Annotated in this window: 10 protein-coding genes; 6 read left to right on the forward strand and 4 right to left on the reverse strand. The window is 34.0% G+C overall.

Annotated features, from left to right (window positions below):
* Positions 1 to 6: 6 nt before the first annotated feature.
* From FJOH_RS04980 to FJOH_RS04990, 3 genes are all read right to left on the reverse strand, one after another.
* Complete coding sequence (locus FJOH_RS04980) at positions 7 to 1,869, reverse strand: hypothetical protein (RefSeq protein WP_012023041.1); 1,863 nt, start codon at positions 1,867 to 1,869, stop codon at positions 7 to 9.
* Between the two features lie 3 nt (positions 1,870 to 1,872).
* Positions 1,873 to 2,505 (reverse strand): hypothetical protein, encoded by a 633-nt coding sequence (locus FJOH_RS04985; RefSeq protein WP_012023042.1) that lies wholly within the window; start codon positions 2,503 to 2,505, stop codon positions 1,873 to 1,875.
* A gap of 74 nt (positions 2,506 to 2,579) precedes the next feature.
* On the reverse strand, positions 2,580 to 2,912 hold the full coding sequence (locus FJOH_RS04990) for a hypothetical protein (RefSeq protein WP_044048231.1): 333 nt from the start codon (positions 2,910 to 2,912) through the stop codon (positions 2,580 to 2,582).
* 292 nt (positions 2,913 to 3,204) lie between these two features.
* Between FJOH_RS04990 and hemB the strand changes: the two genes are divergently transcribed.
* Together hemB and FJOH_RS05000 are read left to right on the forward strand one after the other, a co-directional pair.
* Positions 3,205 to 4,200, forward strand: coding sequence for a porphobilinogen synthase (gene hemB, locus FJOH_RS04995; protein WP_012023044.1), 996 nt, complete (start codon positions 3,205 to 3,207; stop codon positions 4,198 to 4,200).
* Between the two features lies 1 nt (position 4,201).
* Entirely contained in the window at positions 4,202 to 4,600 is a 399-nt protein-coding gene (locus tag FJOH_RS05000; protein ID WP_012023045.1) for a c-type cytochrome, read from the forward strand.
* 1,635 nt (positions 4,601 to 6,235) lie between these two features.
* Here FJOH_RS05000 and FJOH_RS05005 read toward each other — a convergent pair.
* Positions 6,236 to 8,299, reverse strand: coding sequence for a M13 family metallopeptidase (locus FJOH_RS05005; RefSeq protein WP_044047512.1), 2,064 nt, complete (start codon positions 8,297 to 8,299; stop codon positions 6,236 to 6,238).
* 286 nt (positions 8,300 to 8,585) lie between these two features.
* Between FJOH_RS05005 and FJOH_RS05010 the strand changes: the two genes are divergently transcribed.
* From FJOH_RS05010 to FJOH_RS26440, 4 genes are all read left to right on the forward strand, one after another.
* The gene (locus FJOH_RS05010; RefSeq protein ID WP_012023047.1) at positions 8,586 to 9,251 is read left to right on the forward strand and encodes an SCO family protein; all 666 of its coding nucleotides are present in this window, start codon (positions 8,586 to 8,588) and stop codon (positions 9,249 to 9,251) included.
* A 104-nt stretch (positions 9,252 to 9,355) separates the two neighbouring features.
* Complete coding sequence (locus tag FJOH_RS05015; RefSeq protein ID WP_012023048.1) at positions 9,356 to 9,595, forward strand: FeoA family protein; 240 nt, start codon at positions 9,356 to 9,358, stop codon at positions 9,593 to 9,595.
* Positions 9,595 to 11,694, forward strand: coding sequence for a ferrous iron transport protein B (gene feoB, locus FJOH_RS05020; protein WP_012023049.1), 2,100 nt, complete (start codon positions 9,595 to 9,597; stop codon positions 11,692 to 11,694). Before FJOH_RS05015 ends, feoB begins: the two co-directional genes overlap by 1 nt.
* A 6-nt stretch (positions 11,695 to 11,700) precedes the next feature.
* Complete coding sequence (locus tag FJOH_RS26440) at positions 11,701 to 11,823, forward strand: FeoB-associated Cys-rich membrane protein (RefSeq protein WP_073099451.1); 123 nt, start codon at positions 11,701 to 11,703, stop codon at positions 11,821 to 11,823.
* Positions 11,824 to 12,138 lie beyond the last annotated feature (315 nt).

The raw sequence follows: 12,138 nt of genomic DNA on the forward strand, positions 1-12,138 counted from the left end.
TGAACTTTATTTTGAAGCCATCATATCATTGGCCAAATCTAATGTCTGCAAAATGATATTTTTATCGGTTTGTAAAGAATTCAATTTCAGTACAAACTTGAATTTATTATCAATCAGCTTTTTAGGCGATTCCATGGTAAAATCTGAAAACTGCGATGCAATTCTATTCAGTTTGTTTAAATCGTCTTCTTTTGCATTTTGTCCAAAAGCTTTAACCGTGTGCGAAATATTAAGTTTTCCAAAGATAACATTCTTGCTCAGGTCTTTCTTTGTTTCTTTAACAAAAGCACCGCTTCCTTTACTAAAATAATCCAATGTATTACTTACCGTAACAACGTCTTTATCTTTTAGAATATAAATATCTCCATATTCTTTAGTTCCTGAAATTTGGTAATAATTTCCGTTTTGAGTCAGTATTTTTTTGCGAACGCCTAACTGCAGCAATTTATCTCCAAAAGTGGGATGAGTTGATGTAAAAACTACCGAAAACAGCGGAATTGTCTTTTTCACCTTTTCCTCTGTAATTTTTTCCTCGTAATTTTCATCATAACTATATTTTTTGGTCATTACCTCAACTTCTTTCACATTGTATAAAAAAGCACTTAAATCACCATCGAAAAGCTTTGCCGTGGCTTCTTCATCGACAATTGTAGATATTAAATCCGTGATGATTGCGATATCCTCTTTTGCAAATTTTGTATTCTGAAACATATCACTCATCAACGACGGAAACTTTTCAAGCGCCGCTTTGGTATTAATGTGATATGACATATATCCCAATGGTTTTTCAGACGGGAAATAATTAAAGATATTTTTATTTATTTTTCTATCTCCAATTTTGCCGACAGCATCGGCAATTTCTTTAGAATACTCTACAATTTCTTCGATTCTTGCATTGTCATTATCAAAATAGAAATCAAAGTTTATTCCTTTTACAAAATCCCCAAAGTTTTTCTGCATCGGCAAATATTTATCATAACCTCCAAACAATGCCATTGGAAGACTATATGCAGAATAAAAAGTAGAAATCATACTGCCGTAATCAACCCAGGTCGAAATATCTGCGCCAATATTAATCTTAGCTGAATTTGGTGCCGCAAAACCATTTTCGAATAAATGCTTTATAATTTCACTTTGGTTTTCTGCCAGTTTTCTATCAAATTCTGCTTGCTCAGCAGTATATTCTTCGTATGGATTTCCATCATACTGATACTCTTCCTGCACAGCATCTGTAAAAACTACAGGGTCATTTTTAGATACTGAAGGCTCTGCAATTTTTGGCGGACTTGGAACTGGAATTGCCGGATCACCATATGCAGGTGCTTCAACAATAGTATCGTTTTCATAATAATCTACTGCAGCAACAGAATCCATTACCGCAGTTGAAGTTGTTTCTTCATAATATTTCTTTGGAAGTCTTTTTGTTAATTCAAATATTACCAGAAATTCATCATTCCATGCCAGTGTTTTTTTAACTCCTTTTGGTGTAAAAACAGAATATTTACCCAAATCCTGGATAGCATTGTTCTCAGTTCCTGCTCCTAATTTTTCAGTTAAATACTGCTTTACAGCTTCTTTGCCTTTTATGGGAATCGTAAATTGGTAATACGGAACGCTGTCTAAAAAACTTCCGTGAATTGTAATTTTCTGATCTAATTTGATAATTGAGGTATATTTTCTCAAATCAAAATCTGGTTTCTTACTAATGTATTTTGTAATAATTGGATGATTGAGTACTTGGTTGATATCGACTTTTTTGGAAAGCTGATTTCCGTTAAACTGTACAAAATAATCGTATTTCTCCTGATTAATCTGAGCAAAAGAAAATTGTATGGCGAATATTAGAAATAAAGAATAAAATTGTTTCATAAATTAAGGCGTTAATTGGATCGTATTATTCATTAAAGTCGACTTTTTTAATACACTGTACATGCTTTGTTTTAAAAAAACGGTCTTTTTGTTTTTTGAGATTTTGCTGTTTGCATTGTTTACCGAAAGAATATCTTTATCGAAAGTATAGATTGCAATTATGCTGGCTTCTTCGAGATCTTTCTTTTTTTTAGGATCGTTCACTACTTTTTCGGGAATTGGATAAGATGCAATTCTTTCAAAGTTTTTGGCATTACTGCTAAAGTGAATTTGTTCGCGCTGATTGTTGATCGAATTTACCACTGTATTTAATGCTTTTAGATTAGCATAATTGAGTTTGATGATAAATACATAATTGTCAAAATCTGCTTTTGTGGACACATTCGAAATGCCATCAATCTTAGAAGCTTTGATTTTAAAATCATCCAGTTTTTGGGAGATTTCCTGTTCGTTTGGGATTTTTACGCCATCGACTTCTTCAAGCCAAATAGCCGATTTTGTTTTAAACCATGATCGCGAAAAATCGATCATCAAAGTATATTCGCCACTTTGATCGTCGTGATGTTTGATTCTTTCTGTAATCTCAAAACAACTTGTTAAGAGCAGACAGCAGCAGAAAGCGAGAAATTTCTTCATTATACAAATTTAGACGGAAATATTTGAAAAACCATGATATGTCTAAATTCTTAGTTTGCTAGCGAGGATTGTATTTACAATTCATTCATCAAATAATCAAAAAGCTTTTCTGCAAAAAATTGCTCATGTCCCTCTTTTATCAACATAGAAAAAAAATAATTTTGACTTAAATAAGACTCGTATTCATAATAAGGAATCAAAAGAAACTTCACATAACTTAAATAAATGTTTTTGATTTCATCTGAGACGCTATTTAAATCAACTTTCGTATTTGTAATATCATAAAAGACTTCAAAAAAAGATTTATTTTTTCTTTTAACTGTGATGTATGGGATTTTATTCTTTTCACAATATTCCCAATGATCATTTGTAAACTTTGAATCATCAATATAAATAAACTTTCTCATTTTCATGCTCACTTTATAAAAAACTTATTAAAAAGAAAGGTTTTTCTTGGTTTTGCGAATCTAATTTAAATAACAAAACCCAACCAAATTTTTAGATAATATTAACGGATTCTGTTATGGGCTAAACGCCTTATTCTGTTCCTTTTTCTTTAACTTTGCACCACTTATTAAAAAGTAAAAACAAACTTCAAAAAAATAAAAATAACTGCTGTTTTAGAAATAGATTCTAAGTCTGAGTTTCAAAGAAATCAACTAAAAAATCTAAAATCTAAAATCTAAAATCTAAAATTATATGTTCCCATTACAAAGAGGCAGAAGATTAAGAGTAAATGAGTCTATTCGTTCTTTAGTACGCGAAACCAGTTTAAGTCCGTCGGATTTTATGTTTCCAATGTTTATTGCTGAAGGAGAAAATGTAAAAGTCGAAATTCCGTCAATGCCGGGAATTTTCAGAAGATCAATAGATTTAACAGTTGAAGAAGTAAAAGAACTTTACGATTTAGGAATTCGCGCCGTAAATATTTATGTAAAAGTCAGCGAAAACCTAAAAGACAATACTGGAAAAGAAGCATGGAATTCTAACGGATTAATGCAGCAAGCTATTCGTGCCATAAAAGCCGCTTGTCCGGAAATGATCGTTATGCCAGATGTCGCATTAGACCCATACTCTATTTACGGTCATGACGGAATTATAACAAATGGTGATGTAGAAAACGACAGTACAGTTGATGCTTTAGTAAAAATGGCTGTTTCACATGCAGAAGCTGGTGCCGATTTTGTTGCGCCAAGTGATATGATGGACGGACGTGTTTTACGCCTGCGCGAAGGTTTAGACGCTGCCGGTTTCCAAAATGTGGGAATCATGAGTTATTCGGCTAAATATGCTTCAGCTTTTTATGGTCCTTTTAGAGATGCTTTAGATTCGGCTCCAAAAGAAGCGGATGTTGTGGTTCCAAAAGACAAAAAAACATATCAAATGGATTATGCTAATCGTATTGAAGCGATTAAAGAAGCTTTGTCTGACGTAGAAGAAGGTGCAGACATGGTAATGGTAAAACCCGGAATTGCTTATTTGGATATTGTTCGCGAAATAAAAAACACGGTACATGTTCCTGTAACTGTTTATCAGGTTTCTGGAGAATATGCCATGATTAAAGCCGCATCTGAAAGAGGCTGGCTTGATCACGATAAAATTATGATGGAACAATTAATGTGCATTAAACGTTCTGGTGCTAATCTTATTTCGACATACTTCGCAAAAGAAGCTGCAATTTTATTGAATAAATAATATGAAAAAAATAGTATTCTTATCTGCCGTTTTAGCTTTTTCGTCTTGCAAAAAAGAAGTTTCAGAAAATACCGATTCCAAAACAGAAACCTATTCTGAAGGCGAATCGGCGAAAGCCAAAACTCCGGAAGATTTAGGAAAAGAACTTTTTGAAGGAAGAGGAAATTGTACAGCATGCCATTTACCAGATCAAAAAGTTATTGGACCAAGTATTAAAGAGATTGCCAAAATCTACAAAGACAAAAATGCCGACATTGTAACTTTCTTAAAAGGAAATGCAGATCCAATTGTCGATCCAAGTCAGTTCTCAGTTATGCAGACTAATTTTGGAATAACAAAAGCAATGTCTGATGAAGAATTAAAAGCTATTGAAACTTACATTTATAGTCATTTGAAATAATCAAATTATGTTGTAAAGCTTCGGAGAAGCGATATATTAAAACGTAGAAAAATATGTCGCTCCTCCGGAGCTTTATCAATATCGCAAATTGAATTTTCTATAAATATGCCGCTCCTCCGGAGCTTTATGACATTGTAAAATTAAATTCCTATAAATATATCGCTTCTCCGAAGCTTTATCATACTGTACATTGAATTTCTATAAATATCTACAGCATAACGTTTCGGAGAAACGACATATTTATAGCAAACGATAAACATCCCCAACATAGAGCTCCAGCGGAGCGACATATATTAAAACGGTAGAAAAATATACCGCTCTTCCGAAGCTTTATCATATTGTACATTGAATTTCTATAAACATCTACAGCATAACGTTTCGGAGAAACGAAATATTTATAGCAAACGATAAACATCCCCAACATAGAGCTCCAGCGGAGCGACATATATTAAAACGGTAGAAAAATATACCGCTCTTCCGAAGCTTTATCATATTGTATATTGAGTTTCTATAAATATCTACAACATAACGTTTCGGAGAAACGAAATATCTATAACAAACGATAAATATCCACAACATAGAGCTCCAGCGGAGCGACATATATTAAAACGGTAGAAAAATATACCGCTCTTCCGAAGCTTTATCATATTGTATATTGAATTTCTATAAATATTTACAGCATAACGTTTCGGAGAAACGAAATATTTATAGCAAACGATAAATATCCGTAACATAAAGCTCCAGCGGAGCGACATATATTAAAACGGTAAAAAATATATCGCTACTCCGGAGCGTCATCATATTGTACATTGAATTTCTATAAACATCTACAGCATAACGTTTCGGAGAAACGAAATATTTATAGCAAACGATAAATATCCACAACATAGAGCTCCGGAGGAGCGACATATATTAAAACGGTAGAAAAATATACCGCTCTTCCGAAGCTTTATCATATTGTACATTGAATTTCTATAAACATCTACAGCATAACGTTTCGGAGAAACGAAATATTTATAGCAAACGATAAATATCCACAACATAGAGCTCCAGCGGAGCGACATATATTAAAACGGTAGAAAAATATACCGCTCTTCCGAAGCTTTATCATATTGTATATTGAATTTCTATAAATATTTACAGCATAACGTTTCGGAGAAACGAAATATTTATAGCAAACGATAAATATCCACAACATAGAGCTCCAGCGGAGCGACATATATTAAAACGGTAGAAAAATATACCGCTCCTCCGGAGCTTTATCAATATTGTAAATTGAATTTCTATAAACATCTACAGCATAACGTTTCGGAGAAACGAAATATTTATAGCAAACGATAAATATCCACAACATAGAGCTCCGGAGGAGCGACATATATTAAAACGTAGAAAAATATGTCGCTCCTCCGGAGCTTTATCAATATTGCAAATTGAATTTTCTATAAATATACCGCTCCTCCGGAGCTTTATGATACTGCAAATTGAATTCCTATAAACATCTGCTATAATATGTCGCTCCTCTGGAGCTCTACATTGATTTTCTACAAATATTTTGCTCCGCTGGGGGAATTAAAAAACCGGGGCTGACTCAAATTGAGACAACCCCGGTTTTATTTTGTAACAGAATAAAATTGATTACCAGATTTTAACTCGTTTTTCTGGACTTATATACATTTTGTCACCACTTTTAATTCCAAAAGCCTGATAAAAAGCATCAACGTTTTGGATTGGCACAACTGCTCTGTACATTCCCGGTGAGTGTGGATCTGTTTTTACCTGACTCTTAATTGCTTCGTCTCTTGATTTTGTTCTCCAAACTGTCGCCCAGGAAATAAAGAATCTCTGTTCTGGAGTAAATCCATCAATTAAACCCGGATTTCCATTTTCTTTCAGGTACAACTGCAATCCGTCATAAGCTGCATTGATACCGCCTAAGTCTCCAATGTTTTCTCCTAATGTAAATTTACCATCTACAAAAATTCCCGGAAGCGGTTCAAGCGCACTGTATTGTGCAGCAAGTTCGCCGCCAAGAGCTGTAAATTGTTTTAAATCATCAGCAGTCCACCAGTCTACTAAATTTCCATCGGCATTGTATCTTGCTCCTGAATCATCAAAACCATGTGAAATTTCATGTCCGATAACCGCGCCAATACCTCCATAATTTACAGCTTCATCAGCCTGATAATTATAGAAAGGCGGCTGCAGAATTGCGGCAGGAAATACAATTTCGTTATAAGATGGGTTAAAATAAGCGTTTACCGTTTGCGGAGACATTCCCCACTCTGTTTTATCAACCGGCTTTCCTAATTTTGCCAAACTTTGAGCGTAAGACCATTTTGATACATTTTTCATATTATCAAAATAAGTTCCTCCTTCGTTTATATTTTTAAGTTCCAGTGCTGAGTAATCTTTCCATTTATCAGGATATCCAATTTTAACGGTCAGTTTTTTTAATTTCTCAATAGCTTTAGATTTTGTTTCTGCAGACATCCATGGCAGCGCATTGATTCTGTTTTCATAAGCCAGCATTACGTTAGCAATCATTTTCTTTGCTTTTTCTTTTGCTTCGGCTGGAAATAATTTCTCAACATACAGTTTTCCTAAAGCTTCACCAGTTGCTCCGTTGATAACCTGAAGCGCTACTTCTTCACGCGGACGTTGTTTTAAAGCTCCAGTTAATGTTTTTCCGTAGAAATCAAAATTGGCATTTTCTATATCTGTACTTAATGTTGATGCTGTACGGTTTAGTAAAGACCATTTTAAATATTCTTTCCAGGCTTCAACTTTTTTCTCTGTAAAGGTTTTTTCCAAAGCAGTCATATAACGTGGCTGCGCAACATTTACCGTATCTAGTTTTGTTATTCCAATTCCTGCGAAATATTTTTCCCACTGAATTGAAGGAGTATTCTTTTTTAAATCGGCGATTGCTGTTGGATTGTATTGTTTTCTACGGTCTCTTCTTTCAACACGATCAAGCCTTGGAGCAGACATTTCGATTTCTAATGCTACAATCTGCTTTGCGCTTTCTTTGGCTTTTGCCGGAGATTCGCCAATATACTGTAACATTCTGGCAACATGAACTTCGTATTTTTCACGTTTTTCTTTAGAATCTTTATCATCAGAATTGTAATAATCTTTATCAGACAATCCTAAAGTTCCCGGACTTAATGTTACCGAATTTTTATTACTGTTTTTAGCATCGGCACCAACATACACGCCAAAAAAACCAAGACTATTGCCCTGCGCCTGCATTTCGGTAAGGAAGTTTTGTAAATCGGTTACGTTTTTAATTGCATCAATCTTTTTTAAAGTTGGCTGCAATGGTTTTATTCCCTGTTTGTTTCTTCCAACAGTATCTAAGATCGTATTGAACAAAGCAATCGCTTTTCCCTGATCTGTATTTGATTTGTATTTTGGATTTTTTGAAGCTTCTTTTAAAATCGCCAATGCATTATCATCTGTTTTTTGACGCAATTCATTAAAACTTCCCCAAGAATTTCTGTCGCTTGGAATTTCTGTTTGATCCAGCCAGGTTCCGTTTACATATTTAAAAAAATCCTCACTTGGACTAATTTTAGTATTCATGTATGAGACATTAATACCGGGTTCTTTTACTTCTTTAGTCTGTGCATGCATTGCTGTAAATGAAACCATTACAGAAAAAGCACAAAATAAGGGTCTGCTTAATTGTTTTTTCATTAATACATAGTTTTTGAGTGTAAACACAAACATATTGTTAATATTTGAAACTCTATGTTAAAATTTTTGCAATAATCGCAGCGTTGATTTTAATCTCGCAAAGACAAAGAGGCACAAAGTTTTTATTTAAGATTAATCTTTACAGACTTAAAAAGACAAAACTTATAAAACCTGAACCTGGCACCTCTGCCCCATTGTGATAGTACAACGTATTCTGTCTGTTAAAAAGTGTTAGAACCGCCGCTTTTAAAATGCTCTTTTCGTATTTTTGCGCCAAATTATTTTTATGAAATCGCTTCTTTACAAATACCGCAAATTCTTTATTGTATTAATTGTATTTTCTGCAGTCACTATATCTTTATTTTATTCGGCATTAAAACCGCAAAAAACACTTCCAATTTACAATCCGTCTGATGTAAATCCTGAATTGGTAGACAGTACGATTCAGTACAAAAGCAAATACCATACAATTGCTGATTTTAAATTTGTAAACCAAAACGGCGATACGATTACCCAAAAAGATTATGAAGGCAAGATTTATGTTGCTGATTTCTTTTTTACAACCTGCGGTTCTATCTGCCCAAAAATGTCAACCAATCTGGCTGATGTTCAAAAGGCGGTTTTAAATAATCCAAAAGTAAAATTGCTTTCTCATACGGTATTTCCGGAAGTAGACAGTGTTTCGGTTTTAAAAGCGTATGCGGTAAAATATGGTGTTGTTGACAGCAAATGGAATTTGGTTACCGGCGATAAAAAAGAAATTTACACTATGGCCAGAAAATCGTATCTGGCGGTAAAACTGGGAAGACCAGATCAGCTGTATGATATGGTGCATACCGAGAATTTTGTTTTGGTAGATCAAAAAAGACGAGTGCGCGGTTTTTATGACGGAACCAAAAAAGAAGAAATCCAGCGTTTGTTAGAAGACATAGATTTCTTATCAAAAGAGTAAAATCCCTTATTTTTAGAAAGTTTTAGCATTTTCAAAAGCGATTATTGCCTTGAGATAAATAATTATTGCCTATTTTTGCAATCTAAATTCAATCTAAATAAGCTTTGCAGAATACAATCCATACCCTGAAAAAAGGCGATAAAGCCATTATCAAAGATTTTGATATCGATTTGATTCCTTTAAAATTATTAGAAATGGGTTGTCTGCCTGGCAGCTTAGTCGAACTGCTTCAAATTGCTCCTTTTGGAGATCCTCTATATCTAGACATTAACGGTTCGCATGTTGCTATTCGTGTTGAAACTGCTCGTGAAATTGAAGTTGAACTTATCCAAAACAATTTATAATGAGCATTCAGAATATCAATGTTGCCCTTATTGGAAACCCAAACACAGGAAAAACTTCTGTATTTAATCAGTTAACAGGTTTAAATCAACAAGTTGGGAATTATCCCGGAATTACGGTCGAGAAAAAAATCGGGTTTTGTAAATTACCTCAAAACATAAAAGCGAACATTCTCGATTTACCGGGAACGTATAGTTTGAATGCAAGTTCAATGGACGAAAGTGTGGTAATTGAACTTTTGCTCAACAAAAACGACAAATTATATCCGGATGTTGCCGTTGTGGTAACTGATGTTGAAAATCTAAAAAGAAATTTACTGATTTACACTCAGATAAAAGACCTTGAAATTCCAACGATTTTGGTTATCAATATGTCTGATCGTATGGAAAGCAAAGGAATTTCATTAGATATTCCGTATTTAGAAGAAAAACTAAAAACCAAAATTGCTCTGGTAAGTTCGCGCAAAGGTTTAGGAATTGAAGAATTAAAAGAACTTATTGTTTCGTATAAAACGATCACGCATGAACCTTGCTTAAACGCTTCGGTAATTGATCCTGAATATTTTGAAAAACTGCAGCATGCTTTTCCAAATCAATTAATGTATAAATTGTGGCTGGTAATTACGCAGGATGTTAACTTTTCGAATTTAGACCGAAATGAAATCCGCAATACGTTTACCAAATCACATTCAGAGTTAAAACGTTTACAGCAAAAGGAAACCATCAAAAGATATCAGTTTATAAATGATGTTTTAAAAGAAGGTTTAAAAGTTGATGCATCTGCTGCTACAGATTTCAGGGCAAAACTAGACCGTGTTTTAACCCACAAGTTTTGGGGTTATGCTATTTTCCTTGGTATCTTATTTATTATTTTCCAATCGATTTTCAGCTGGTCAACTATTCCTATGGATTTTATTGATGCCAGTTTTGCTTCATTAAGCAGCTGGGTTTCTGAAGAACTGCCAAGCGGTATTTTAACCGATTTGCTTTCGCAGGGAATCATTCCGGGAATTGGCGGCGTTATTATTTTTATTCCGCAGATTGCCTTTTTGTTCCTCTTTATTTCCATTCTCGAAGAAAGCGGTTATATGAGCCGTGTGGTATTTTTGATGGATAAAATAATGCGCAAATTTGGACTTTCCGGAAAAAGCGTTGTGCCATTAATTTCGGGAACGGCTTGTGCTATTCCGGCTATTATGGCAACCCGAAATATCGAGAACTGGAAAGAACGCCTAATTACGATCTTAGTAACGCCATTCACGACTTGCTCGGCAAGATTACCGGTTTATGCAATTATGATTTCATTGGTAATTCCGAATAAACGAGTTCTTGGATTTTTAAATCTTCAGGGATTATCCTTGATGTTACTGTATCTGTTAGGATTCGTAGCGGCGATAATCTCGGCTTATATTTTAAATAAAGTTTTAAAGCTGGATTCAAAAACGTATTTCGTTGTCGAAATGCCAAGTTATAAATTACCGCTTTTAAAGAATGTTGGAATTAATGTGGTAGAGAAAACCAAAGCTTTCGTTTTGGGTGCGGGTAAAATTATCTTAGCAATATCGGTTATTTTATGGTTTTTGGCTTCATTTGGTCCCGGAAAAGAATTTAATGATGCTGAGACTATTGTTAAAGAAAGATTTGCAAATACCACTTTAGACGAAACTCAGTTTGAAAATGAAGTAGCTTCTCAAAAAATAGAAAACTCTTATATCGGGATTATGGGTAAAGCTATTGAGCCTGTAATTTCTCCTTTGGGTTACGACTGGAAAATAGGAATTGCGATTATCAGTTCGTTTGCAGCGCGTGAGGTTTTGGTTGGTACATTGGCGACAATTTACAGTGTGGGAGACAGCGATAACGAATCGACTATTAAAAGCCGAATGCAGAAAGAAGTAAATCCGGAAACAGGCGAAAAGATATTTAACTTTGCAACCGGTATTTCGTTATTGCTCTTTTATGCCTTTGCCATGCAGTGCGCCAGTACATTAGCGATTACCAAAAAAGAAACCAATTCATGGAAATGGCCTGTTATGCAGTTGTTTTTTATGACTGGACTGGCTTACATTTCGGCGCTTATAGCGTATCAATTTTTAAAGTAAAATGTCATGGTGCAAGAAATTATTGCCTTTTCTATATTAGGTATTGCCGTTGCTTTTTTGATCAGAAAGTTCTTTTGGAAATCAAAAAAGAAAAAAGACTGCGGCGACGGAAACTGTGGATGCAGTTAGGTTTTTTTTCTAAGGTTCTAAGGTGCTGAGGTTCTAAGGTTCTGAGGTGCTAAGCTTCTAAGAATTCACAACTCATAACTCACAATTAATAATTCATAATTCATAATTAACAATAACTATTTCAGACCATTAACGTCTTGTTTGTAAGTATTATCTGTTTTTATGTTTAATGAATACTTATTCAAATATCAAAATTTCATATAGTATACTATTTACTTTATTAATCAATCAATTCCTTTAAAAACAATACTTTAGCACTTTTAATTATTCTATTTTTACGTTTTTTTTTAATAGTAAATAAAAAATTGAAAAAAA

It is taken from the genome of Flavobacterium johnsoniae UW101, assembly GCF_000016645.1.
GTDB classification, from domain to species: domain Bacteria; phylum Bacteroidota; class Bacteroidia; order Flavobacteriales; family Flavobacteriaceae; genus Flavobacterium; species Flavobacterium johnsoniae.

Coding starts and splice junctions, on each gene's coding strand:
- FJOH_RS04985 (WP_012023042.1), bottom strand. CDS start 2,505: ATGAAGAAATTTCTCGCTTTCTGCTGCTGTCTGCTCTTAACAAGTTGT.
- FJOH_RS05005 (WP_044047512.1), bottom strand. CDS start 8,299: ATGAAAAAACAATTAAGCAGACCCTTATTTTGTGCTTTTTCTGTAATG.
- FJOH_RS05010 (WP_012023047.1), top strand. CDS start 8,586: ATGAAATCGCTTCTTTACAAATACCGCAAATTCTTTATTGTATTAATT.
- FJOH_RS04980 (WP_012023041.1), bottom strand. CDS start 1,869: ATGAAACAATTTTATTCTTTATTTCTAATATTCGCCATACAATTTTCT.
- FJOH_RS04990 (WP_044048231.1), bottom strand. CDS start 2,912: ATGAGAAAGTTTATTTATATTGATGATTCAAAGTTTACAAATGATCAT.
- FJOH_RS05000 (WP_012023045.1), top strand. CDS start 4,202: ATGAAAAAAATAGTATTCTTATCTGCCGTTTTAGCTTTTTCGTCTTGC.
- hemB (WP_012023044.1), top strand. CDS start 3,205: ATGTTCCCATTACAAAGAGGCAGAAGATTAAGAGTAAATGAGTCTATT.
- feoB (WP_012023049.1), top strand. CDS start 9,595: ATGAGCATTCAGAATATCAATGTTGCCCTTATTGGAAACCCAAACACA.
- FJOH_RS26440 (WP_073099451.1), top strand. CDS start 11,701: ATGGTGCAAGAAATTATTGCCTTTTCTATATTAGGTATTGCCGTTGCT.